This is a genomic window from Bacillus sp. MYb78 (assembly GCF_002975115.1).
Classification (GTDB): Bacteria; Bacillota; Bacilli; order Bacillales; family Bacillaceae_G; genus Bacillus_A; species Bacillus_A cereus.
Window position 1 is genome coordinate 1 of sequence record NZ_PCOB01000024.1, and the last position, 25,165, is coordinate 25,165.

The following is a 25,165-nucleotide window of genomic DNA, read 5'->3' on the forward strand; positions in this document are numbered from 1 at the left end:
AGAAAAACTGCACCCCCAATTGTTAGACTGTGTCTAACAATTGGGGTGCAGTTCATTATCTACCTTTAAAACGCTCTTTTTTATTATTTCCCTTCCGTTACATAAGCCCACTTAAAGCTATATTCTGGACTGATGTTATGTTTCACAATTCCTTTAACATTCGGTTTCATTACATACGCTCTACCTGTTTGATATAAAGGAATTAATCCTGCATCTTCTTCAAGGAACAATTTCTCTGCTTTTCCTAACGTTTCCCAACGCTTCTTCGGATCAGACAATAATTCATTACCTGCTTTCGCTACCATTTCATCGTATTTTGGATTCGAATAACTCATTTGGTTATATGGGCTCTTCGATTCAAACATATCAATAAACGTCATTGGATCCGAATAATCTGGGCTCCAACCTGCAAATGAAACTTCATAATCTTGCGCTGACTCTAATTTCAGTTTTTGTTTGAACGGCTGAATTTTCGTGTTAACCGTTACACCTTTTAAGTTTTTCTCAATTTGATCTTTAAAATAGTCAGCAATTTTTTTCGCAGTTCCATCATCATAGCTTAGTAGTTCAATTGTCACTTGATCTTTTCCAAGTTCTTTTTTCGCTGCTTCCCAAGCTGCTGCACCTTTTTTCGGATCATATTTTAGACCATTTTTAAATGTATCTTGGTAATCTTTACCGTCAGGCCCTGTCGCAAGCCCTTTTGGTACTAATTGATCTGTTGCTTTTGAACCGTTATTTAAAATAACGTTCGCTAGGCCTTTTTTATCAATTGATAATGCAATTGCTTCACGTAGTTTTTTGCTCTTTAACGGTGTATCTTGTCCGTTACGCTTTTGATTTAAACGTAAGAAGAATGTACTTGCTTCTGAATACTCACCGTACTCCTCTTTGTTCGATTTATATTTATCAACAAATTCTCCTGATAATAGTGTAAAATCAATTGATCCTGTATCATATAAGTTTACTTTCGTCGCAACTTCTTTTACTACACTATAGTTAATTTCTTCTAATTTCACAGTCTTTTTATCCCAATACTGATCATTTTTCTTTAATTGCCATCCTTGTTCATGTTTCCATGACGCCATAACGAACGGTCCGTTATACAACGTTGTATCTGCTTCTAAACCGAACTTATCTCCTTTTTCTTTTACGAACTTTTCATTTAAAGGATAGTACGATGGGAATGCCATTAAATTCAAGAAATACGGTACTGGCTTTTCTAATTCTACTTCTAGTGTATAATCATCTACCGCTTTTGCTCCTAAATCTGTTAGAGGTTTTTCACCTTTATTAATTGCTTCTGCATTTTTAATATAGAAAGCGATAAACGCATATTCTGCAGCTGTATTTTTATCGAGTAAGCGCTGCCATCCGTATACGAAATCTTTCGCTGTTACAGGATCACCGTTTGACCATTTTGCATCTTTTCGTAATTTAAATGTATATTTTTTGCCATCCTCGCTTTTCGTACTAGATTCTGCCACAGCTGGGATTGGCTTATTATCTTTATCTAATCGATATAAACCTTCCATTGTGTTCCCTAAAATTTGAGAACCTAATGTATCAGTAGATTTTGAAACATCCATCGTCGGAATTTCTTGATTTTCTGTACGATTTAATACTTGTTTCGCTGCATATTTAATTTCAGCTTTTTTCTCTTCCCCACCACCACTAGACGTCGTAGTTGATTTCTTCTCCCCACCAGATCCAGAACACGCTGTCAACGCCATACTCATTGCTAAAACTGGCGCTACAACCGCCGTGAACTTTTTCATCTTTTTCTTCATTTTTGTACCCTCCCCAATTATATGTACGAAACCATTTTTGATAGACTTTCTAATAACTAGTTATCAGAAAATTCTTATTAATTAATATTCTACTAATTTTTCCGCTTTTGTAAAGTTATTTTTAAAATATTCTAAAAATTATTTTTTTATTATAGTAAAACGTATTTTTTACAATTGTCATGATACAAATTCTTCCTTACATCTATCGATTTATTTACATGTAATCTCATAATAAAAAGAGCATTCCAAAAGTAAATAGTCTACTTTTGGAATGCTCTATCATTTATCTTTCTATTGTACGAGTTTCTCACTACAAAATAAGCTAAGAAACTTGTATACATCCACTTAAAGATAACATTACTGTTTAAAAATTATTTTCCATCTTTTTCAGTCATATATGCCCACTTGAAGCTATACTCTGGACTGATGTTATGGTGAACGATACCTTTTGCATTTGGTTTTTGAACATATGCATCACCACGTTGGTATAAAGGTACAAGCGCTACATCTTGCTCAAGAAGTAATTTCTCAGCTTTTCCTAGCTCTTCCCAACGTTTCTTCGCGTCACCCATTAATTCTCCGCCAGCTTTTTTGATCATATCATCATACTTCGAATCAGCGAAGCTCATTTGGTTATGAGAATGATTAGACTGGAACATATCTAAGAATGTCATTGGGTCAGCGTAGTCAGGTCCCCAACCAGCAAATGATAAATCATAATCTTGCTCTGTTTCTAATTTTAACTTTTGTTTGAATGGCTGAAGTTTAATATTAACTGTTACACCTTTTAAGTTTTTCTCGATCTGGTCTTTTACATATTCTCCAACTTTTTTCGCATTACCAGTATCATAGTTTAATAGCTCAATTGTAACTTGGTCTTTTCCAAGTTCTTTTTTCGCTTCATTCCATGCAGCTGCTGCTTTTTTCGCATCTGGCTTAATACCATTTTTAAATGTTTCTTGGAAATCTTTACCATCCGGTCCGGTTGCTAATCCTTTTGGTACTAAGAAGTCCGCAGGTTTAGATCCATCATTTAAAATTACATTTGATAGATTTTTCTTATCAATAGAAAGCGCGATTGCTTCACGTAATTTTTGGCTCTTTAACGGTGTATCTTGTCCGCCACGTTTTTGGTTCAGACGTAAGAAGTATGTGCTTACTTGTGAATATGTGCCAAACTCTTCTTTATTATTTCTATACTTATCAACGAATTCACCTGATAGAAGTGCAAAATCAATTGCATTTGTATCATATAAATTTACTCTTGTAGCTACTTCTTTTACTACACTATAGTTAATTTCATCTAGTTTTACAGTCTTTTTATCCCAATATTGGTCGTTTTTCTTTAATTTCCAACCTTGCTCATGCTTCCAATCAGTAAGAACGAACGGTCCGTTATATACTGTTGTATCAGACTCTAAACCATATTTATCTCCTTTTTCCTTCACGAACTTCTCATTTAATGGATAGTACGATGGGAACGCTACTAAGTTTAAGAAGTATGGTACTGCTTGTTCTAACTCAACTTCAAGCGTATAGTCATCTACCGCTTTTACTCCTAGCTCTGCTACAGGTTTTTCACCTTTATTCACCGCTTCCGCATTTTTAATTGGAAATGCAATAAATGCATACTCAGCAGCTGTTTTTGGATCTAATAAGCGTTGCCATGCATATGCAAAATCTTTCGCTGTTACAGGATCACCATTTGACCATTTTGCATCTTTACGTAGTTTAAATGTATATTTTTTACCATCCTCACTCTTCGTGCTTGATTCTGCAGCAGCTGGGATTGGTTTGTTATCTTTATCTAATCGATATAAACCTTCCATTGTGTTCCCTAAAATTTGAGAACCTAATGTATCTGTATTTTTAGAAGTATCCATTGTTGGAATCTCATTTGTTTCAGTACGATTTAGTACTTGTTTTGCTGCTAATTTTCCTTCTGATTTACTATCTCCACCAGAGCTAGAATTTGTGCTTGTCTTCTTATCTCCACCTGATGTAGAACATGCTGTTAATGCCATACTCATTGCTAAAACTGGTACTACAACCGCTGTTAGTTTTTTCATTTTTTTCTTTTTCACTTTCTGTACCCTCCCTAATTCTTAACGCTCTCATTTAAGAATTTTCTGATAATTCTGTTTTTCTTTATATATTTATCAGAAGATTCTTATTAACTATTATTCTACTAATTTTTTGAGTTTTGTAAAGTGTTATTATTGAAAATTTTTAAAAAATTATTTTTTTACAGTAATATTCATAAAAATTACTTAACCTTTCGAAACACTATACCTCATGGAATTCTATGTATTGATTTAATAGTCTTTATATCCCTTCACTATAAAATAACTTGTAAATTATTGTTAATAAATAATGTATATCGTAACAAACCTCTTTTCTACAAAAATAAAAAAGCAGACATTTCGTCTGCTTTAATTCTCCTCAATTTTCTTTTCACTTAACCCTAGATGTGTTCTAAGAGTATTACTCAAACTCTGTAGATCTTTTTTATTAGGATTATAATAATATACACGTTGCCCGTTTGGGCCATTAGGTAAGTATAAATCATCACCAGCTAATTGTATTTTTTCAACTGAACCGTTTAAACCGTATTTATAAAAAGATAAAATATCATCCATTACTAAATTTGTTTTAAAATCACTATCAACCGCCTCAACTATTTTTTCTAGCTTCGTAATCGATCCTACACTTTTTAATTTACTTAAAATCGCTTCAATAACAAGTTGTTGGCGCTGTCCTCTCATTGCATCACTATCAATATGGCGCGTTCTTGCTAGTGCAAGTGCTTCTTCGCCATTTAATTTTTGTAATCCTTTTTTCAAATGAATCGCATCAGGTTCATCTTTACTATTTTGCTCCGTAAATTCAACCGGGACATCCACTTCAATACCATCTAACCCATCAACAATTTTAGTAAAGGAACCAAAATTAAATTTCACAAAATAATCAACGGGCACCTGTAACAATTTTTCTACCGCTTCCACAGAAGCATGCGGTCCTCCATCTGTACCATTTTTAACGAAACCACTTCCATATGCATGGGTTATTTTATCTTTTTTCTTTTCAACTGGAACATATGTATATGTATCACGCGGTATGCTCGTTAATTTCACTGTTTTATCGTCTTTATTAAAAGTCGCTAACAATAATGCATCTGTATGAAATGCACCATTATATTCCTTTTGTCGTTCTTGATTTTCATCAATTCCCATAATTAAAAGTGAAACATGATTTGCAATTGGCTTTACAGATTTCTCACGTAAATTGGATTTTTCACCTCGTGCTAAATTCAAATTAGATTTTTGTACGAGACTAGAAGTTTTCATATATACATAGGCTCCATAGCCAATTCCACCAAATAGTAATACCGCCAGTAGTAAACTTATTATCGTTTTCTTTTTATATTTTTGCTTATTTTTCTCTTCTCTTAAAGATGAATGATTCTCCATTTACTCTCCTCCTGTTTCTATTCATCCAATATGTTTTTCATTCTTTCATATTTAGCGCTATCCTTTTGAAACATACTTTCTTTCAATCCCTTATCTATTTGTATCCATTCAGTCGTAACTGAATATTGAATCAAGCCTTCTTGAAAACTAAGAAATTTCAACATAATCCCTGTATTTTTCTCCACAACCATTTCGAATTTCCCTCTTAAATCTTCAGAGGTGCTAACAGGCATCTCTATGTTGATGACTCCTTCAATTTTGTAACAATCTAATCCAAGATATTTCGTTTCTTTATAATTCCAATCTTTATATCGAATTAACAAATCTGCGAATTCTGATTGAATACTATATTTAGCTAGCCCTATATATTCATCATCATATCGCTTTTTTTCACCTGCTTTTTTCAATAACCTTTCCGTAGGATTTAATTTTAATAGTTCATTGTTTCTTTCTTTCGGGTTCCATTTTGTCTCTTTATAGGTATACTTCTCATCATCAAACTCTTTTTTCTTCCCCTCGTTATATATAATTGTTCGTTTTTTGGCTAGTTTATCTTCTTTCGAAGAGATACCTCTTTGTTTCTCCGTATCAATCGCATACTTATATGTTGTAGCAATTCTTGATGAGCTAGAATATTCCTCAAATTGTCCTGAAATATTTTTAAAATAATCAATAGAATCTATCATTTTTTGATGAATCTTTTCTTTATCTGGATAATGTACATTCGATTTTATTTCTTCTTCATTTTCATAATCAGAAAACGCTTTTTTCTTTACATATTCAAATACTCCACCATTTTGTGCAAAACTTTGTATAGAAAACTCAGACATAGATACCACTGAAAGTATACAAACCGCTGCACTAATTATCATCATATGAATTTTGTAACTCTTCTTTTTTACCTTAAGATTATGTAGCGTGCTATTAATCTTTTCATTTAACTCTGGAGGTACTATAACATTTTCATCTTTTATTCTCTTTTTTAATTTCTCATCAAATAATTTTTCATTATCCACCCTTTACACCCCCTATTCCATCTTTAATCGTTTTTGTAGTTGTTCCCTTGCGCGTGACAATCTGGATTTCACTGTTCCTTTTGGTACTTCTAAAAGCTTTGCTATACTCTCTTGATTCATGTCTTCATAGTAATAAAGCACCGTAACAGCTCTTAATTCTTCATGTAACGATTGAATTGCATTACATAAATCTATATCTTCATACTGATCACACGCACTCATATTGTAATCATTCTCTTCTATTGCAATTACCTTTTTATACGCTCTAATAATATTGTTACACTCATTCATTAGAATTCGAATTAACCAAGTTTGAAAAAACTCTTCTTTTTTTAGTTTTTTTATATTTTCATAGGCTTTTAAAATTGTTGTCTGTATCGCATCCTCTATATTTGTCTCATCACGTAACATAGCCTTTGCAATCCGATACATCTTCACTTTTTCTGTATGTATAAGCGCCATAAACGCTTCATGATCACCTTTTTTCGCTAAGGAAACATCTGTTTCTTCTTTTACAATCATTTTATATAAAGGGATTACTTTCACAATTGCTCCTCCTGTTTCATCCTCACTTCATCACTTCCAATTTAACTTTACATGTATTAGACGTATGAACCTAGAAAAAGGTTCGTTTTTTTGAATATTTTCTTAATTAAAAAGATAAATATCCTTTATAAGTGTTATGCGATAAACATACTAGTTTTAATTTACAAATAAAAAAAGCCCACTTTCTAGTGGACTTTCTACTTTATAACGGTAAATCCCTCTTCTTAAACACTACAATTGCTACTATGAAAATACAAAGTGCTCCGGCAATTAACCCTATACTTACCGGCCATATATTATACGCTCCTTCAGCAATTTCTTTCGGACGAAACAGCGTGAATAATGATAGGTTTTTCATCCATTCTAACTTATCACTTAACTTCCCTACCATATCCAATACGAAAAATAGGATAGTTAAACTCGCTGAATAACTTAGTGCTTTTCTTTCGTCATTACATATGCAAGAAAAGAAAAATGAATACGCACTAACGACTAAAAATATGAGACCTCCGACTATATTTATCTTCAAAAATAATTCTTTATTTAAGTTATTATCTTGTAAAAACCATTCTGCACCTACTAACCCAGCTACATACGTAACAGATACAATAATCAGAAGTCCCAATATGAGAACAGTAGCTTGTGTAATAGCAATTTGCACTCTAGATACAGGTGTTGCTAGCAAGTATGCCATTGCTCCTTTATCTACATGACGAGCAATTAAATGTGTCGCAACTGTTACGCAAAAAATTGTTAAAATGATAATAAATAATAGACTATAGTATTCGCCCGCTAGAAAATCCATTACGTTTTGAATCGGACTTTCCATACCAACGATTTTTTTCACACTATCAGGCATGGCAGCTATTAATTCATTTAGCCCTTTCGCTGATACCATTGACGGGAATATCCAAATTAATAACCACAAATATAAAGCCGCACCACACGCATAACTCAAAATACTTTTTTGTGTTTCTTTCAAACTAGCTAAAAACAATTGCTTATTCATGCGCTACCCCTTCTTTCTTATCGTAATAATGCATAAATAAATGTTCTAAATCCATCGCTCTCGTTTGAAGTGCCGTTACATTATAGTTTGAAAGTGTTTGTAAAACAGTTTGATAGTTTCCTTGTACAATGATAGATGCCTCTCTACCTTTTACCGCTTCAAATTGCAAATTACACTTTATAAGGGACTCAATCTCTTCTTGTGATGATACTGTTACATCTATCACCTGTCTTCTCATACTTTGTAAATCGTGAATATTTTCAACCGTTACGAGTCGACCATCTTTAATAATAGCTACTCTGTCACAAGTTCTCTCAATTTCAGTAAAAATATGTGATGACATTAGGATTGTTTTTCCTCTTTGCTTTTCCTCTAATATTAAATCTATAAACACTTGTTGCATAAGTGGATCAAGTCCAGATGTTGGTTCATCTAAAATTAACACCTCTGGATCGTGCATAAATGCAGCGACTATCCCTACTTTTTGCTTCATTCCTTTAGACATTTTGCGAATCGGTGTTTTCACATCAAATTGCAGACGCTCTATCAGTTCATCTCGTCTTTTCGTATCCTTTAATCCACGCATTCCCTGCATTAATTTTAAAAACTCTAATCCGTTCATTCCTTCAATAAAAGAAATTTCACCCGGTAAATAACCAACTTCCCTTTGAATTTTCGCTGCTTCATTCCAACAATCTAATCCAAAAATTGTAGCTTTACCAGCTGTCGGTTTTATAAATCCCATTAAATTACGAATCGTCGTTGATTTTCCGGCACCATTCGGTCCTAAATAACCAAATACTTCTCCCTCTTTTACATCAAATGTAATATGAAACAAACCTTTTCCATTCGAAAACTGTTTTGTGACATCTTGAACTGAAATCATAATTCCACCTCATTTTTTGAAATATTGAATATGTGATATTTCAAAATTATTGTACTCCTCATCTTCCATATTCGCAACAACTTTTTGAAATATTTATTAGTCCATATTTCAAAATTATTGTTTTCCATTATTTTTTCTTGTATATTTTAAGTGAGGTGATTGCATTGAACGGCTTTGAAAGAGTAAAAGAAAAGAAAAAGCGTGCCATTAAAGAAGCAGCATTCGTATTATTTTCAGAACGCGGATTTAATGAAGTGAAAATAGAACATATCGCAAAAGAAGCAAACGTTTCTCAAGTTACAATTTATAATCATTTCGGAAGTAAAGATGCGTTATTTAGGGAGCTTATACAAGAATTTATCATATCTGAATTTCAATATTATAAAGAGCTTGCAGAAGAAAAATTACCTTTTCATGATATGATGCAAAAAATGATTGTAAGAAAAATGAATACTGGCGGGTTATTTCAACCTGATATGTTACTGCAAATGATGCAAAGGGACGAAGAACTCCGTAAGTTTATTTATAGTTATCAAAATGAAAAAATCCTGCCCTGGTATTTAGAAATATTAGAACAAGCTCAGCGCAAAAACGAAATTAATCCACACCTTACTAAAGAAATGATGTTACTTTACATTCAAATGTTTACTAAATTAGGTGATGATTTTGGGGCACAACTTCTTGAAGGAGATCGCGAAAAACATATACAAGATATCGTTACGATGTTCTTTTATGGACTGTCCGTCCCAGAAAAATAATTTTTCTAAAGAACAAATAGAATCACCAAAAAGCCCTTTGGATATTTAAATCGCAAGGGCTTTTTCATATCAAAAAATGACTAAAACTAACTTTATCTTAAAAAAGTTAAATGCTGCTTTATAGATAACACCTTATTATAGATTAACTCTTTTAGCATAACAGGCTGAATCGAAATAATCGTTTCACCGAAATTCAGAAAATAATTTGAAATAAAATCAGATTCTTGCTTGTTAAAATAGCCTGTTATAATGTAATTTTCATTTTCCTTTTGCAACCTCATGGAAGGGTAATTCTCTTTATCAAAAATGTCTTTTCCTTTTTGATTAACAATGACGCTAAAATCAATTGCATCAGGCTTCCTGTGAAAAGTAGTAAGATAACTTAATAATTCTTCAAGATTTTTTGGATGAACATTGCTTGTTTCCACAATAGAGAGAATTTTATCACATCTAATTATTTGAACATGATTTGTCTCAAAATTAAAGATTTTAGCATACCACTGGCCAAATTTAGATTCTATTCGAATAAATTGGACAACCAATGCTTTCTCCTCACCTTTTTTTAAATATGTTAAATGATAAACTCGCTCAGCAAAAATCCCCTGTAAAATTTCTTTTAAGAACGGACTAAAATTACTATGATTTGTTACTTCAAAGGAAAGCGTTAGTTCCATGATTGAAATATTTTTACTCACATTATCAGGTAATACATGTTTAAATTTATTTTCAAGCGCAATACTTTCTACATTAAATGGTTTTGTCTTGTATCCATTTAGCGTAAGAATTGAAAAGTATAACGCATACATTTCATCCACACTAAAATAAATTGGTGATAACACATTATTTTCTATAATTTTATAACTTCCATTTCTACCCAGTTCAGAATATATGGGTACACCTATTTCTTCCAATGATTGAATATCTCGCAACGCGGTACTTTTAGAAATATCATATCTAGCCATTAAATCTTTTAAATTAAAATATCTTTTATTCTTTAAGAAAATAAGCATATCATTTATTCGTTCCGTTTTTTTCATATTTCCCTCCCAAAAAGGTGTCATGTATTGAAACCCTTTTAATCTATATTATAATTATCAACTAATAAAGGAGTTATATATTTATGACATTAGAAATAGCTATTTTTCTTTCAATGAATGGGCAAGCAAAGGAGGCGATTAATTTTTATATACGTAATTTAGAAGCTAAAAAGTTAATGATTGTTACGTATGAAGAACTGGCGAAAAGAGATAGTTCTTTTAAAATTACAAGTGAAAATAAAGATCATATTGCTCACTCTGTTTTACAAATTGGGAATACAAAGCTAATGATAGCAGAAGATACAATGAATACTAATGAACGTTATAACGTTGGAAATAACATGTCACTTTGCATTCAAAGCGCTAATTTAGAAGAAATACAAAGGTTTTATAATAATTTAATTTCCGATAAGCATGTGAAAATAATCTCTCCGCTAGAAAAAAATATATTTAGTGAAGCATATGGTATTATTGAAGATCCTTATGGCATACAAATCCAATTAATGTATGATAAACGACTAAACTAATTAATTAATCATATTCACATATTCCTAATAAAAAAGACACGAAATTCGTGTCTTTTTATTTTATAGAAATGACTCTACCCTTTTCACTGCTTTCAATCGCTAATTGAATCAGTTTAATAACATCTAAACCTTCTTTTGCTGTTACAGGTAGTTCCTCACCATTTAATATACTATCTCGTACACCTTTATAATAATTGTCATAACAACCGACTTCTGTTGGAATACGCTCTAAGCTTTCTTCTGTTTCTAAAGTAGCAAAATTCTCTTCATCGTCTACTCCATAACCGTTATCCCCTGGCTTCATTCCATTTTTTAATTGCTCTTCCTGTGAATCCATACCGTACTTCACGATAGAACCTTTCTCTCCATGCACTATAAAATGCGGTCCAGCTTTTTTCACATAACTGCTGCTACGTAAAATGACACGTTTAACTCCGTAATGCAGTACTATGTGGAAATAATCATCCACCTCTGCACCTGGTCGTTGTTTTATTACATCTGCACTTATCGCATCTGGTTTCCCGAATATTGATAACGCTTGGTCAATTAAATGCGATCCTAAATCGTATAATATACCGGAACCTGGTAGATTTTTTTCTCTCCATCGATCACGCACATGTGGACGGAAACGATCAAAATTCGATTCATATGCGTATACATTCCCTACTCTGTTTTCTTCTAACAATTTCTTAATCGTTAAGAAATCATTATCAAAACGCCGATTATGATATACGCTTAACATTACATTATACTGCTCTGCTAATGTAATAAGCTCTTCCCCTTCTTCAATTGAAACAACAAATGGTTTTTCTACAACAACATGCTTACCGTTTAAAATTGCTTCTTTTACATATGGAAAATGAGTTGTATTAGGTGATGTAATAACAATTAAGTCAACATCAGCTCGCTTCACCAATTCATCAATTGTACTAACAACATTAGCGTTTGGTAATGTTTCTTTTACTACCTCTTCTTTTGAGGATAATACAGCTCGAATATCATATTCTTCTATTGTTTGTAATAGTGGGATATGAAATGTCGTACTAGAAAAACCAAATCCTACAATCCCTACACCTATTTTTTTCATGTTGCCCCTCCATTTGTGCCGCTTTAACGGGCAGTAAGATTCCTAACCCAAAATTCAGTGAAAGCTAAGGAATTAGGTGAGGAATCAACTGCTTGTTAAAGCCCGATTAGTTGAACTTTATGAGAACGATTTCATTCAGTTATTATAACAAGATTATTATTATTTACATAATAAATTGCCTAGAAAAAAGCATCTTGCTACTATTCATAGCAAGATGCCCTCTTTATTCTGGTCTTTTCTTCGTCCACGTTTCTACTACTTCACCAGTATCATTTACATCTAGCACTAGGCTACCATTACTATACCGGTCTTTATTTCGATACGCTTTCGGATCAATCTCTTCTACAATGTTTTTCTCTGTCTTCATGTAAACTAATTCATCGTCCCGAACAATTTCAATACCGACAATGCGGTACGGATTACGTTTTAACTCTTTGAAAATAACAAGACCTCGCTTCGCCCTCGTTGATTTTTCAATTTCTGATGCTTTTAGACGTTTTACAGCACCACGCTGCGTTACGAGAATAAGTTGATCTTTATCACCATTTAACGGTTTACCAGAAGCGACATAGTCATCTTCTTTTAAATTAATTGCTTTCACACCAGCAGCTCTTACACCGACTGGACTTACTTCATCTTCATGGAAAATAAGTGCATATGCACCATGTGTAGCAAGAACGATATCACTCGTTCCATCTGTCGCAAATATATCGACAACTTCATCATCTTTTTTCAAGTTTACAGCAACGAATGCCCTTGAATAACGCTGAACTTTATATTGATTTAATTCTGTTTTCTTTATCATACCATTTCGTGTTACAAATACGATAAATCGTTTTTCTTCCTCAAAGTTCGGTACAACCGTTGCCCAAATGATCGTTTCATCTCGGTCGAGTGAAACGATATTTGCAACGTGCTGACCTAAATCTTTCCAACGAATATCTGGCATTTCGTATACTGGAAGATATATATAGTTCCCTTTACTTGTGAATAAAAGAACTGTTTCAGTCGTATTCGTATCGAATCGTTCAAGTAAGATGTCACCCTCTTTCATACCGAAGTCTTTGCCGTTTGATGCATTATGTGAGCGCCATCCAGTACGTTTCACATATCCTTCTTTCGTTACAGTAACGATGACATCTTCTTGTGGAATCATCACTTCTACGTCTATTTTAATTTCTTCAATTTGTTCTTCAATAATAGCACGGCGATCATCACTATATGTTTTCTTAACTCTCTTCAAATCAGTTTTAATGACTTGAAGTAATCTTTTTTCACTTTGTAAAATTGACTGTAGCTCTAGAATTTTCTTATTAAGCTCATCTGCTTCTTCTTGTAACGCCGTAATGTCTGTATTCGTTAAGCGATATAATTGCAAGGAAACAATTGCTTCCGCCTGTGCTTCTGTAAAGCCAAATTTTGCACTTAAATTATCTTTCGCATTACGTTTATCTTTTGAAGCTCGAATTGTCTCGATTACTTGATCTAAAATCGATAATGCTTTCTTTAAACCTTCTACAATATGTTGACGATTTTCTGCTTTTCTTAATTCATATTGCGAACGTCTCGTAATAACCTCTTTTTGATGTCCAATATAAGCATCCAAAATTTTTGGTAATGTCATAAGTGTTGGACGACGATTATTAATCGCTACCATATTAAAGTTATATGGAATTTGTAAATCTGTATTTTTATATAAATAATTTAAAATACCTTCGGCGTTTGCTTCTTTCTTTAATTCAACAACAATTCGTAAACCAGTACGATCTGTCTCATCACGCACTTCAGCAATACCATCTAACTTTTTATCTAGACGTAATTCATCCATTTTCTTTACAAGGTTTGCCTTATTCACTTCGTAAGGAATTTCAGTGATTACAATTTGTTGTTTCCCACCGCGCACTGTTTCAACTTCTGCTTTTCCACGAATAATAATTTTACCTTTACCTGTTTCATACGCCTTTTTAATACCATCAATCCCTTGAATAATACCGCCTGTTGGGAAATCTGGTCCTTTCATAACTGTTAATAAATCATCAACAGTACTATTTGGCTTATCAATACGCATCATTGTAGCATCAATAACTTCTCCAAGATGATGCGGAGGAATTTCTGTTGCATAACCAGCGGAAATCCCTGTAGATCCGTTCACTAATAAATTCGGGAACGCTGCTGGTAATACAACTGGTTCTTCACTCGTATCATCAAAGTTTGACACGAATTCAACTGTTTCTTTATCAAGATCACGTAATAATTCAGATGCGATTGGTGATAAACGAGCTTCCGTATAACGCATTGCTGCCGCTGGGTCCCCATCAACACTACCGTTATTACCATGCATTTCAACTAAAACATTACGTACTTTCCAAGTTTGGCTTAAGCGTACCATTGCTTCATATACAGAGGAATCTCCATGTGGATGATAATTACCGATAACATTACCTACTGTTTTAGCTGATTTACGAAACGCTTTATCATGTACATTACCTTCTACATACATAGAATATAAAATACGTCTTTGTACTGGCTTTAAGCCATCACGTGCATCTGGAAGTGCACGATCTTGAATAATATATTTACTATAACGTGCAAAGCGATCACCTAACACGTCTTCAAGCGGGAGGTCATGAAACTTCTCTGCTTGCATGTTATTCCACCTCCGTCTCCATAATCATTTCATTTTCTAAAATATTTCCTTCTTCTTGCATACCAAACTGTACATTACGTTCAATCCATTTACGGCGCGGTTCTACTTTATCGCCCATTAATGTTGTAACGCGACGCTCTGCTCTTGCTGCATCATCAATTTTCACGCGAATTAATGTACGCGTTTCAGGATTCATTGTTGTTTCCCATAATTGATCCGCATTCATTTCACCAAGCCCTTTATAACGTTGTAACATATAGCCTTTTCCAACTTTTTTCGTTACACCGTCTAATTCCTCGTCTGACCAAGCGTATTCAATTACTTCACTCTTACCTTTTCCTTTACTTACTTTGTATAAAGGAGGGAGTGCGATAAACACTTTACCCGCTTCGATAAGTGGCTTCATATATCTGTAGAAGAACGTTAATAACAATACTTGAATATGAGCTCCATCCGTATCGGCATCGGTCATAATTACAACTTTATCGTAGTTAATATCTTCAACATCAAATTCATTTCCTACACCGCCGCCAATCGCATAAATGATTGTATTAATCTCTTCATTTTTAAAGATATCAGCAAGCTTTGCTTTCTCTGTATTAATTACTTTACCACGTAATGGTAATACGGCCTGGAAACGACGGTCTCGTCCTTGTTTCGCTGAACCACCAGCAGAGTCACCCTCTACTAAATACAATTCGTTTTTCTGAGGATTACGTGATTGTGCAGGTGTTAACTTCCCGCTTAACGTACCTTCTGATTTTTTCTTCTTCTTACCACTACGTGCTTCTTCTCTCGCTTTACGAGCAGCCTCACGTGCTTGCGCTGCTTTAACTGCCTTTCTCACAAGAAGTGTAGCTACATCCGGGTTTTCCTCTAAAAAGTAAGCTAAATGCTCTGATACAATGGCATCAATAGAAGAACGAGCTTCACTTGTACCAAGTTTCCCTTTCGTTTGTCCTTCAAACTGAAGTACTTCTTCTGGTACACGTACAGAAACGATAGCCGCTACACCTTCACGAATATCTGTACCTTCTAAATTTTTATCTTTTTCTTTTAATAATGAAACTTTACGAGCATACTCATTGAACACACGCGTCATTGCTGTTTTAAATCCAGCTTCGTGTGTTCCACCATCTTTTGTACGTACGTTATTTACAAACGAAAGAATATTTTCTGAGTAACCATCATTAAACTGGAATGCTAGTTCTGCTTCAATCCCGTTTTGTTCACCAGTGAAGTATACAACCGGGTGAATTGAATCTTTTTCTTCGTTTAAATATGAAACGAAAGCTTCAATTCCTGTTTCATAATGAAATACATCCTCTAAATCATTACGTTCGTCTTTTATCGAGATTTTCATTCCTTTTAATAAGAATGCAGATTCACGTAATCTCTCACATAATGTTTCATAATTATAATTTGTCGTGCTGAAAATCGTTGTATCTGGTTTGAAGTGCATTGTCGTACCAGACTCTTTTGTTTTCCCGATTTTCTCTAACGTCGTTGCAGGAACACCACCATTTTCAAAGCGTTGTTCATAAATGTTACCATCACGTTTAATTGTTACTACTAACCATTCTGACAAAGCGTTTACAACTGATGCCCCAACACCGTGTAAACCACCACTCGTTTTATAGCCACCTTGACCAAACTTACCACCTGCATGAAGTACAGTTAAAATAACTTCAGGTGTAGGTTTCCCAAGTTTATGCATTCCCGTAGGCATTCCTCGCCCTTTATCTATAACGCTAATACTATTATCTTTATGTATTACGACTGAAATTTCGTCGCCAAATCCCGCTAACGCTTCGTCAACGGAGTTATCTACTATTTCATATACTAAATGATGCAATCCACGGCTATCCGTACTCCCGATATACATACCCGGGCGTTTTCGAACGGCTTCAAGTCCTTCTAACACTTGAATCGCATCTTCATTATATTGGAACTGATGCTTCGCCAAACTCCTTGCCCCTTTCCTAATCCAAAATCAGAACATATGTTTCTATTATAGAATAACGCCTCGACTATAGTTTTGGCAAGTTATCTTATCTCTTTTATATACCATCTTCAATAGAAAAATCCTTGTTTTCTCACAAGGATTCCTCTAGGCTACTATTTCAGAAAAATAATCGTTTGTCAACGAGAAATGGATATGTATTCCAAGATTACACATTCCAAACCTTTATTATGATCCAAATGATCAAGATCCAAAATGGGATTACAAATAACAATCCCCAAAAACAGCCTTTAAAAAATCTCATGATGAACACCTCGTTCATCGGCCCTACTTATCTATAATGAGAGCTGAATCAATCTTTCTACTTTTAAATCTATACTATTTTGTCATCGCATGTTCTACTTTAATACAACGATCCATTATTACAGTATAGTCTTTTTCTTTTAAAAGTTTATATGTATCTTCATCTTGTACTCCTAATTGTGCCCAAAAAACATCTGCATCAATCTCTACAAATTCTTTTGCAACATCCATTAAAAACTCTGAGCGACGAAATACATTTACTATGTCAACGTGTTCCTTAATATCCTTTAGTGAAGAAACTGCCTTTTCTCCAAGCACCTCATCTACTGTTGGATTAACTGGAATAATACGGTATCCAGCATCTTGCATTGCTTTTGAAACCATATACGATGTACGTTCTGGCTTATCTGATAATCCAACAACCGCAATTGTTTTGCTTCTCTTTAACACTTCACCAATTTCCGTACGAGTTGGGTTTTCAATTGTCATAATTAATCCCTCCTATTCCTTTAGTATAGCCGATAAAGAAAGTCTCTTTCAATATGAAAGAGACTTTCTTTTATTTCGATTATTGATTCTTTGTAGCTGAATTATCTGCTAAAGTAGCCGATTTCGTCATTTTTTGACCGTTACGGTAGAATGTAACTTCTACTTTCTCGCCTACTTTTTTCTTTTCATATAAATATTTACGGAATTGAAGTGAGTTTTCTACTTTTTGATCATCTAATGCTACTACAATATCATATTGCTCTAAACCAGCTTTTTCTGCCGGTGATATTGGGTAAATTTTACCTAATACAACACCGTTTGTTACTTCTTTCGGTACTTTCAATTGATTGACTGCATAAGCTTGCACATCTTCTAACGAAACGACACCTACTCCAAGAGCTGGACGTTTTACTACTCCGTCTTTTTCAAGTGATTCAATAACTGGCTTTGCGATATTAATTGGAATAGCAAATCCAATTCCTTCAACTTCTTGCTGTGCAATTTTACTTGAATTAATCCCAATTATTTCACCATTTTGGTTAAATAATGCACCACCACTATTACCTGGGTTAATCGCTGCATCTGTTTGAATAACTTGTGCTTGCCAATCTGGTCGTTTATCGCCATCAATATCAACTGGAATTTCACGTTCTTTACTACTAATAATGCCTTCCGTTACACTTCCATCAAATCCTAGTGGGTTACCGATTGCAATTGCTTTTTCACCCGCACGGATTTTACTTGAGTCACCTAAAGTTGCAACTTTATTCACATTAGAGCCGTCAATTTCAACAACAGCTAAATCTAACCAAGGATCTTTCCCTACTAACTTTGCATCTACCTTTTTACCATCACTTAGTTTTACAGCAAGTTTATTTGCACCATCTACTACGTGGTTGTTTGTTACAATATATGCTTTATTTCCTGCTTTTTTATAAATAACACCTGATCCTGAACCAGCTTGTTGTTCTTGACCTGTCGGTTGCATTGCAAATGGATCAACACTTTGCTGCATATTAATAACACCTACAACAACGTCTTTCGCTCCTTCAATCATACCAGGTAAATCAGTTTCATTTTTCGCTTTATTTACAACAGGAACTACAGTACCTTCTACTTTTGAATCCGAACTAAATGATGATACTGGTGCTCCATTATTTTGAGCCCATGGCATATATGGTGCTGCAAAACTAATCGAAACCGCTCCGACTACAGCTCCCACTAAACCTGTGAAGAAATAGCCTTTTTTACTACCTGATTTTCTCACTTCTCTCGTTTCACTATGCTCTTCATTTAAATTTGGTCCGTCGTAATATCCCATGTTTTATTTCCCCTCTCTGGTGAATTCGTATTTTCAGTATAGTCACGTTTTGTGTCCTTCTTGTGAACTCATCGTGAAATCCAATTAAAAAAATACTCCTATCTAACATTGTAGACAAGAAAAGTATTTTTTGTACATTCTACCTTCAAAAGAGAGTATAAAATCGCCATTTCCCTAGGCTAAATTACACAAATCGTTCTAGATTATTCTTCAAATTTATAACCAACTCGAATAACAGTACCGATATGCTTCGCTTTATCTCCTAACTTATTTCGAAGTTTTTTAATATGGGTATCAACCGTTCGGTCATCACCGTAATAGTCATATCCCCATAACTGGTCTAATAAATGTTGACGTGATAAAACGATTCCTTTGTTCTCCATTAAATAAACAAGAAGTTCAAATTCTTTATGTGTCAATATAATTTCTTCTCCATCTACTAAAACAGTTCTAGATAGACGATTCACTTCAATTCCAGCTAAAGACATAGCATTTTCTTCCGCTACACCTACCGCACCATCCGCACGTTTCAATAACGTCTTTGCACGAGCTACTAACACTTTCGGGCTAAATGGTTTCGTTACATACTCGTCTGCACCTAATTCGAAACCTAGCAATGTATCATCCTCATCCGAACGCGCTGTCAACATAATAATTGGTACTGCTGATTCTTTTCGAATTCGTCTACAAACAGACCATCCATCTATTTCCGGTAACATAATATCTAACATAATTAAATCAATTTCATGCTCTGCAAATAACTCTAACGCTTTTTTCCCATCTTCTGCTTCGATTACTTCAAAGCCTTCATTACGAAAATAATCACTAACAATTTCACGTAATCTTCTTTCATCTTCAACAAGCAATACTGTTTTATTCATATAATCTATCCCGCCTTTTTACTCTTTCAATCGAATAATACGTTGATTGGAGCTTCCGCGAAATGGAAGTGTTAAATCTTTTTTCTCAATTTCAAACCTTCCATCGACTAAAACATCCCCATAATGTAACAACTCTATCATATCATTATTTTGAGAACTCTGTATCTCTTCTAACGTATAACCTGTATACATCCATAGGTTTTTTTTCAAATCTTTCACGATTTTTGCTACCTTTTTCACTTCAGCAGCTTGAAAAAATGGATCTCCACCTGAAAATGTTACATCAGTTAATGGATTACTTGCAATCTCTTTCACAATTTCTTCTACTGTCATTTCCGTTCCGTTGCAAATATTCCACGATTTTGGATTATGGCAACCGACACAACGATGCGGACAGCCCGCAAAAAACACGACTGTCCGCAATCCTTCTCCATCTACTACACTATCATGAATAATATTCATCACTTTCATTTATGTTTCACCCGATCTATCTCTTCACTACGTTTCGCACTATTCCACTTCGACATATCTCCTACAAGATAGCCTGTTATACGGCGAATTCTTTCTATATTAGCCTCATCTTCATTCCCACAACTTGGACATTCATTTCCAATAACCCCGTGATAACTACAGCACTTACAACGGTCAACAGGATGATTAATTGAACCGTATCCAACGCCATGTTCTGCCATGGCTTGTACAATTTGTTTTAATGCCTTTTTGTTATGCATCGCTGCTCCGTCCAGTTCAATATACGTAATGTGTCCTCCATTACAGAGAGCATGGAACGGGCCTTCTAAACGGATTTTATTTATCGCTTGAATGTTATAATAAACTGGAATATGGAATGAATTCGTATAGTAATTATGGTTCGTTATACCGCTAATCTCGCCAAATTCTTCTCTATCTTTTTTCACAAACTTTCCTGATAATCCTTCTGCTGGAGTTGCAATTATCGAGAAATTCAGTTGATGTTCTTCTGTCGCTTTATCCATTCTATCTCTCATAAAGGAAATAATTTCGTACCCAAGTTTCCATGATTCTTCATCTTCCCCATGATGCTTTCCTGTTAAAGCTACTAAACATTCCGCAAGACCGATAAAACCAACACTTAACGTCCCTTGTTTTAAAATCGAAGCTACGGAGTCTTCAGGCTGCAATGCTTCTCCACCACGCCATACACCTTGTGAATATAAAAACTGAAAATCTCTTGCTCGCTTCGTACATTGATACGCAAATCTTTCTAATAACTGCTTAATTCCTAAATCTAAATAGTAGTTTAGCGCTTCAAAAAATGCTTCTTTTGAACCACTAATTAACGCTAATTTCACTAAATTGATAGACGTAAATGATAAATTCCCTCTACCAATCGCTGTTTCTTCTCCATGTATATTAGACATAACACGGGTACGACATCCCATGTAACATACTTCACTTTCTGGTCTTCCATCATAATGCACTGCATTAAACGGAGCATCTAAAAATGAAAAGTTAGGGAATAATCGCTCTGCAGTTGTCTCTAATGCTAATTCAAATAAATCGTAATTCGGATCACTTTCTTCAAAATTCACACCTTTTTTCATCTTGAAAATTTGAATCGGAAAAATTGGTGTCTCTCCTTTACCAAGTCCAGCTTGTGTCGCTTTTAATAGTTGTTTAATTAACATTCTTCCTTCTTTTGATGTATCTGTTCCGTAATTAATAGAAATAAACGGTACTTGTCCTCCGCCCCTACTATGCATACTATTCGAATTATGAACGAAAGCCTCACACGCTTGATACGTATCATTTTCCGTTTCTTTCCATGCGAATTCTTCTATTTGTTCTTTCGTAAGCGGATATGATTGTAATCGTTTTTTATGTCTCTCAATTGTTTTTCGTACATAAGGTGCTAAATCAATATCAAAGAGTGCAAACGATTGACCGCCATGCTGCATATTTTGATTCGCTTGAAAAATAATAGACGAAAGAGCCAATGCACTTTTAATGTCTTGTGGCTGTCTCATATGTCCATGTCCAGTATGAAAACCGTTAGCAAGCATTTGCGCTAACGGAATTTGCGAACAAGTCGTCGTTCCTGTCGCATAAAAATCTAAATCATGTGGATATAATATATTTTCATTTATCGCTTTTTTCACTTGATCTGACAATAAATTCTCAACAGCATAATATTTTGCACTCTCAGATGCGAACGTTCCCATTACACCCATTGGAGAGCGGCCGTCTACATTTGCATTTTCTTGCATTAAATCTTGTTCATTGCCGTGGACTATCGTCTCGAACACTTTCATTAATTCTTCTCCACGTGTATTATTTTGTAACATTTATAACCCTCCACCAATATGTTGTTGTCTTTTGATTAAAATGTTACTACATATAGTCTTGCTGTTTCTGTGAGAAATGTAACATTACTGTGAAATTTTTTTCACGAAATAATGAATTTTTCATTTACAAAAAAGAAATGTGCTCTTTACAAATGTATGGTACAATATACGGGAAAAACTCTTTTTACCCTTTATCAACACATTTGAATAAAGGAGACTGAACTTATGGTTACTACATATCTTTTATTTATCGTTGCCTACTTGCTTGGCTCGATTCCATTTGCACTAGTTGTTGGAAAAATTGGCTACGGAATCGATATTCGTGAGCACGGGAGCGGTAATCTAGGCGGAACAAACACATTCCGTACATTAGGGAAAAAAGCAGGTTTTACCGTTACAATTGCTGACATTTTAAAAGGGACATTAGCAACAAGTCTACCAATGATTTTCGGATTAGATATTCACCCACTATGGTTCGGGTTAGCGGCTGTTCTTGGACATGTCTACCCGATCTTCGCGAAATTCCGTGGTGGTAAAGCAGTTGCAACTTCTGCTGGGGTGCTATTATGCTATTCACCAGTTGTTTTTGCAATATTGGCTGTTGTATTTTTCACCCTTTTATTTACAACAAGATACGTATCACTTTCTTCTATGGTAACAGCAGTTGTTGCTGTTATTGCATCCATTGTTAGCGGGGATAAAATCTTCATTATTGCGATGTGTTTATTAGCAGGTATGGTTATTTATAAACACCGTGCAAATATCGGACGAATTATAAATAAAACTGAACCAAAAGCAAACTTTTCAAAAAAGCAAAAATAAGATCGTAACCCACATAACGCAAAAAGAAAACGTGAAGCATATTAATAGCGTCTTTTTGCGTTATTTTTTATACTAAAGAAAAGCAACATAATTTGGAGGAACTATACATGAATCTTTCCGTAACAAAAGAAGCAGCACAATGGTATAAAAATGAATTAAACTTACAATCAAATGAAACACTACGCTTTTTCGTACAATACGGTGGTTGTAGTACTGTGCAAAAAGGACTTTCTTTAGGTATTCGTAAAGATGATCCTGCACATCCTGCTGTTCAAATTCAAGAAGAAGGTATTAACTTCTTTATTGAAGGCGATGATGAATGGTTCTTCGATGGACATAATTTATCTGTTACACTTAACGAAGGTGACGACTTCCCACAATTTAATTATGAAAAATAAAAAAACGTGGCTTCTGCCACGCTTTTTTATTTTTTCTTAATTTCCTCATATTTCGCATACCACTCAGGATATAACTTTTTAAATGATACAGGGCGGAACCCTTCTTTTTTCGCACAAATATTCGTTGTACTTGCAGTAATACAAAGTTCACCATCACCATTATATATTTCATATCCATATACAACGCGAAGTGGGCTCACAGTATCTACCCATGTTTTTACGATTGCTTTTTCTCCGTAACGCATCGCTTTACGGTATGAAATTTGTAAATCTAACACAGGAGAAATAATTCCTTCTTTCTCCATTTCAACATATGAAAAACCTAAATCTTGTATAAGTTTCGTGCGACCTAACTCAAGCCACACTAAGTAGTTTGAATGGTAAACAACACCCATTTGATCTGTTTCCGCATAACGGATTTCAACTTCATGTTCTGCTACAAACATATGTATATTCGCCTTCTTTCACTTCTGCTACCTTGCATACATTTAATCATAATACAGTGACATCAAAAATAAAATAAAAATAGTGAATCTTTTCCCGAAAGGAGCCAGCATATGATTCAAATTGTAACTGTTCGTAGTGGTGATAGCGTATATAGCTTGGCATCAAAATATGGATCAACACCTGACGAAATAGTAAAAGACAATGGATTAAATCCAGCTGAAACACTCGTTGTTGGTCAGGCACTTATCGTTAATACGAAAGGGAATAATTATTATGTACAGCCTGGTGACAGCCTATATCGAATTTCTCAAACATATAATGTCCCCCTCGCTAGTTTAGCTAAAGTTAATAATTTATCTTTAAAATCTATTCTCCATGTCGGACAACAATTATACGTACCAAAAGGTACAAAACGAGCTGTAGAATCCATCGCTTATTTACAACCTTCAACTATACCGATTAAAGAGAGTTTAGTTAATGCTACACGTGCCATCAATCCATTCTTAACATACTTAGCTTATTTTAGTTTTGAGGCAAAAAGAGATGGCACATTAAAAGAACCTACTGAAACAGCTAAAATCGCTAATATTGCAACGCAAGGTAAAACAATCCCTATGCTCGTTATTACAAATATTGAAAATGGTAATTTCAGTGCCGATCTAACATCAGTTATTTTACGCGACGCAACGATTCAAAACAAATTTATTACTAACATTTTGCAAACAGCTGAAAAATATGGCATGCGAGACATTCATTTCGATTTCGAGAGTGTAGCACCTGAAGACCGCGAGGCGTATAATCGCTTTTTACGAAATGTAAAAACACGCTTACCTAGCGGGTATACATTGAGCACAACTCTCGTACCGAAAACAAGTTCAAATCAAAAGGGAAAATTTTTCGAAGCTCACGATTATAAAGCGCAAGGGCAAATTGTTGATTTCGTCGTCATTATGACATATGACTGGGGATGGCAAGGCGGTCCACCGATGGCGATTTCTCCTATCGGTCCAGTGAAAGAAGTACTTCAATATGCAAAATCTCAAATGCCTCCACAAAAAATTATGATGGGGCAAAATTTATACGGGTTTGATTGGAAGCTTCCATTTAAACAAGGAAATCCACCCGCAAAAGCAATTAGCTCTGTCGCAGCTGTTGCACTAGCTCGTAAATATAATGTTCCTATTCGTTATGATTTCGCAGCCCAAGCTCCTCATTTTAATTATTTTGATGAAAACGGCGTGCAACACGAAGTTTGGTTTGAAGATTCACGGTCTGTTCAAAGTAAATTCAATTTAATGAAAGAACAAGGTATAGGCGGTATTAGTTACTGGAAAATCGGTTTACCAATCCCGCAAAATTGGCGTTTACTCGTTGAAAATTTTACGATTACGAAAAAAGGCTGACAAAAGTCAGCCCTTTTTTTCATATTACTGCTAAAAACTCA

Annotated in this window: 22 protein-coding genes; 5 read left to right on the plus strand and 17 right to left on the minus strand. The window is 34.4% G+C overall.

Annotated elements, in window-relative coordinates:
- Nucleotides 1-83 precede the first annotated feature (83 nt).
- From CQ064_RS27910 to CQ064_RS27940, 7 genes are all read right to left on the minus strand, one after another.
- Nucleotides 84-1,790, minus strand: a complete 1,707-nt coding sequence (locus CQ064_RS27910; protein ID WP_000728442.1) for a peptide ABC transporter substrate-binding protein — start codon at nucleotides 1,788-1,790, stop codon at nucleotides 84-86.
- A gap of 371 nt (nucleotides 1,791-2,161) precedes the next feature.
- The gene (locus tag CQ064_RS27915; RefSeq protein ID WP_000727535.1) at nucleotides 2,162-3,874 is read right to left on the minus strand and encodes a peptide ABC transporter substrate-binding protein; all 1,713 of its coding nucleotides are present in this window, start codon (nucleotides 3,872-3,874) and stop codon (nucleotides 2,162-2,164) included.
- Between the two features lie 348 nt (nucleotides 3,875-4,222).
- A complete protein-coding gene (locus CQ064_RS27920) occupies nucleotides 4,223-5,260 on the minus strand; it encodes an LCP family protein (protein WP_000427598.1) in 1,038 nt (345 codons plus the stop codon).
- A gap of 17 nt (nucleotides 5,261-5,277) precedes the next feature.
- Entirely contained in the window at nucleotides 5,278-6,276 is a 999-nt protein-coding gene (locus CQ064_RS27925) for a hypothetical protein (RefSeq protein ID WP_000368250.1), read from the minus strand.
- Between the two features lie 12 nt (nucleotides 6,277-6,288).
- Nucleotides 6,289-6,822 (minus strand): sigma-70 family RNA polymerase sigma factor, encoded by a 534-nt coding sequence (locus CQ064_RS27930; RefSeq protein ID WP_000864740.1) that lies wholly within the window; start codon nucleotides 6,820-6,822, stop codon nucleotides 6,289-6,291.
- A gap of 202 nt (nucleotides 6,823-7,024) precedes the next feature.
- Entirely contained in the window at nucleotides 7,025-7,831 is an 807-nt protein-coding gene (locus tag CQ064_RS27935) for an ABC transporter permease subunit (protein WP_001041425.1), read from the minus strand.
- The gene (locus CQ064_RS27940; RefSeq protein ID WP_000626565.1) at nucleotides 7,824-8,717 is read right to left on the minus strand and encodes an ABC transporter ATP-binding protein; all 894 of its coding nucleotides are present in this window, start codon (nucleotides 8,715-8,717) and stop codon (nucleotides 7,824-7,826) included. The genes CQ064_RS27935 and CQ064_RS27940 overlap by 8 nt, the downstream gene beginning before the upstream one ends.
- A gap of 155 nt (nucleotides 8,718-8,872) precedes the next feature.
- Between CQ064_RS27940 and CQ064_RS27945 the strand changes: the two genes are divergently transcribed.
- On the plus strand, nucleotides 8,873-9,475 hold the full coding sequence (locus CQ064_RS27945) for a TetR/AcrR family transcriptional regulator (protein WP_003291871.1): 603 nt from the start codon (nucleotides 8,873-8,875) through the stop codon (nucleotides 9,473-9,475).
- 92 nt (nucleotides 9,476-9,567) lie between these two features.
- Here CQ064_RS27945 and CQ064_RS27950 read toward each other — a convergent pair whose 3' ends face one another.
- Nucleotides 9,568-10,536: a helix-turn-helix transcriptional regulator gene (locus CQ064_RS27950; RefSeq protein ID WP_003271203.1), complete on the minus strand. Its 969-nt coding sequence runs from the start codon at nucleotides 10,534-10,536 to the stop codon at nucleotides 9,568-9,570.
- Between the two features lie 59 nt (nucleotides 10,537-10,595).
- Here CQ064_RS27950 and CQ064_RS27955 point away from each other — a divergent pair, with 59 nt between their 5' ends.
- Nucleotides 10,596-11,039, plus strand: a complete 444-nt coding sequence (locus CQ064_RS27955; RefSeq protein ID WP_000171337.1) for a VOC family protein — start codon at nucleotides 10,596-10,598, stop codon at nucleotides 11,037-11,039.
- A 55-nt stretch (nucleotides 11,040-11,094) separates the two neighbouring features.
- Here CQ064_RS27955 and CQ064_RS27960 read toward each other — a convergent pair whose 3' ends face one another.
- From CQ064_RS27960 to CQ064_RS28000, 8 genes are all read right to left on the minus strand, one after another.
- A complete protein-coding gene (locus CQ064_RS27960; RefSeq protein ID WP_000719762.1) occupies nucleotides 11,095-12,126 on the minus strand; it encodes an oxidoreductase in 1,032 nt (343 codons plus the stop codon).
- Nucleotides 12,127-12,349: 223 nt separating this feature from the next.
- Nucleotides 12,350-14,773 (minus strand): DNA topoisomerase IV subunit A, encoded by a 2,424-nt coding sequence (gene parC / locus CQ064_RS27965; protein WP_001147467.1) that lies wholly within the window; start codon nucleotides 14,771-14,773, stop codon nucleotides 12,350-12,352.
- Between the two features lies 1 nt (nucleotide 14,774).
- Nucleotides 14,775-16,739 carry a DNA topoisomerase IV subunit B gene (gene parE, locus CQ064_RS27970; RefSeq protein ID WP_001062198.1) on the minus strand — a complete coding sequence of 655 codons (1,965 nt, stop codon included), beginning with the start codon at nucleotides 16,737-16,739 and terminating at the stop codon, nucleotides 14,775-14,777.
- 375 nt (nucleotides 16,740-17,114) lie between these two features.
- Entirely contained in the window at nucleotides 17,115-17,528 is a 414-nt protein-coding gene (locus CQ064_RS27980) for a CoA-binding protein (RefSeq protein ID WP_000151397.1), read from the minus strand.
- Nucleotides 17,529-17,607: 79 nt separating this feature from the next.
- Nucleotides 17,608-18,849 carry a S1C family serine protease gene (locus CQ064_RS27985; RefSeq protein ID WP_000542643.1) on the minus strand — a complete coding sequence of 414 codons (1,242 nt, stop codon included), beginning with the start codon at nucleotides 18,847-18,849 and terminating at the stop codon, nucleotides 17,608-17,610.
- 203 nt (nucleotides 18,850-19,052) lie between these two features.
- Nucleotides 19,053-19,730, minus strand: a complete 678-nt coding sequence (locus CQ064_RS27990) for a response regulator transcription factor (protein WP_001044679.1) — start codon at nucleotides 19,728-19,730, stop codon at nucleotides 19,053-19,055.
- 18 nt (nucleotides 19,731-19,748) lie between these two features.
- A complete protein-coding gene (gene nrdG, locus CQ064_RS27995; RefSeq protein ID WP_000867078.1) occupies nucleotides 19,749-20,201 on the minus strand; it encodes an anaerobic ribonucleoside-triphosphate reductase activating protein in 453 nt (150 codons plus the stop codon).
- Nucleotides 20,198-22,054, minus strand: coding sequence for an anaerobic ribonucleoside triphosphate reductase (locus CQ064_RS28000; protein ID WP_000940080.1), 1,857 nt, complete (start codon nucleotides 22,052-22,054; stop codon nucleotides 20,198-20,200). The genes nrdG and CQ064_RS28000 overlap by 4 nt, the downstream gene beginning before the upstream one ends.
- Before the next feature lie 225 nt (nucleotides 22,055-22,279).
- On the opposite strand from CQ064_RS28000, the gene plsY reads away from it, so the two are divergent.
- Both plsY and CQ064_RS28010 read left to right on the plus strand, forming a co-directional pair.
- On the plus strand, nucleotides 22,280-22,876 hold the full coding sequence (plsY, locus tag CQ064_RS28005; protein ID WP_000258974.1) for a glycerol-3-phosphate 1-O-acyltransferase PlsY: 597 nt from the start codon (nucleotides 22,280-22,282) through the stop codon (nucleotides 22,874-22,876).
- A gap of 107 nt (nucleotides 22,877-22,983) precedes the next feature.
- On the plus strand, nucleotides 22,984-23,274 hold the full coding sequence (locus tag CQ064_RS28010) for a HesB/YadR/YfhF family protein (protein WP_001054453.1): 291 nt from the start codon (nucleotides 22,984-22,986) through the stop codon (nucleotides 23,272-23,274).
- Between the two features lie 26 nt (nucleotides 23,275-23,300).
- On the opposite strand, the gene CQ064_RS28015 is transcribed toward CQ064_RS28010, so the two are convergent.
- Entirely contained in the window at nucleotides 23,301-23,720 is a 420-nt protein-coding gene (locus CQ064_RS28015) for an acyl-CoA thioesterase (protein ID WP_000495812.1), read from the minus strand.
- A gap of 111 nt (nucleotides 23,721-23,831) precedes the next feature.
- On the opposite strand from CQ064_RS28015, the gene CQ064_RS28020 reads away from it, so the two are divergent.
- Nucleotides 23,832-25,124 carry a glycoside hydrolase family 18 protein gene (locus CQ064_RS28020; protein ID WP_000614854.1) on the plus strand — a complete coding sequence of 431 codons (1,293 nt, stop codon included), beginning with the start codon at nucleotides 23,832-23,834 and terminating at the stop codon, nucleotides 25,122-25,124.
- Nucleotides 25,125-25,165: the final 41 nt, after the last annotated feature.

Coding starts and splice junctions, on each gene's coding strand:
- CQ064_RS27910 (WP_000728442.1), bottom strand. CDS start 1,790: ATGAAGAAAAAGATGAAAAAGTTCACGGCGGTTGTAGCGCCAGTTTTA.
- CQ064_RS27920 (WP_000427598.1), bottom strand. CDS start 5,260: ATGGAGAATCATTCATCTTTAAGAGAAGAGAAAAATAAGCAAAAATAT.
- CQ064_RS27935 (WP_001041425.1), bottom strand. CDS start 7,831: ATGAATAAGCAATTGTTTTTAGCTAGTTTGAAAGAAACACAAAAAAGT.
- CQ064_RS27940 (WP_000626565.1), bottom strand. CDS start 8,717: ATGATTTCAGTTCAAGATGTCACAAAACAGTTTTCGAATGGAAAAGGT.
- CQ064_RS27950 (WP_003271203.1), bottom strand. CDS start 10,536: ATGACACCTTTTTGGGAGGGAAATATGAAAAAAACGGAACGAATAAAT.
- CQ064_RS27955 (WP_000171337.1), top strand. CDS start 10,596: ATGACATTAGAAATAGCTATTTTTCTTTCAATGAATGGGCAAGCAAAG.
- CQ064_RS27960 (WP_000719762.1), bottom strand. CDS start 12,126: ATGAAAAAAATAGGTGTAGGGATTGTAGGATTTGGTTTTTCTAGTACG.
- parC (WP_001147467.1), bottom strand. CDS start 14,773: ATGCAAGCAGAGAAGTTTCATGACCTCCCGCTTGAAGACGTGTTAGGT.
- CQ064_RS27980 (WP_000151397.1), bottom strand. CDS start 17,528: ATGACAATTGAAAACCCAACTCGTACGGAAATTGGTGAAGTGTTAAAG.
- CQ064_RS27985 (WP_000542643.1), bottom strand. CDS start 18,849: ATGGGATATTACGACGGACCAAATTTAAATGAAGAGCATAGTGAAACG.
- CQ064_RS27990 (WP_001044679.1), bottom strand. CDS start 19,730: ATGAATAAAACAGTATTGCTTGTTGAAGATGAAAGAAGATTACGTGAA.
- nrdG (WP_000867078.1), bottom strand. CDS start 20,201: ATGAAAGTGATGAATATTATTCATGATAGTGTAGTAGATGGAGAAGGA.
- CQ064_RS28000 (WP_000940080.1), bottom strand. CDS start 22,054: ATGTTACAAAATAATACACGTGGAGAAGAATTAATGAAAGTGTTCGAG.
- plsY (WP_000258974.1), top strand. CDS start 22,280: ATGGTTACTACATATCTTTTATTTATCGTTGCCTACTTGCTTGGCTCG.
- CQ064_RS28010 (WP_001054453.1), top strand. CDS start 22,984: ATGAATCTTTCCGTAACAAAAGAAGCAGCACAATGGTATAAAAATGAA.
- CQ064_RS28015 (WP_000495812.1), bottom strand. CDS start 23,720: ATGTTTGTAGCAGAACATGAAGTTGAAATCCGTTATGCGGAAACAGAT.
- CQ064_RS28020 (WP_000614854.1), top strand. CDS start 23,832: ATGATTCAAATTGTAACTGTTCGTAGTGGTGATAGCGTATATAGCTTG.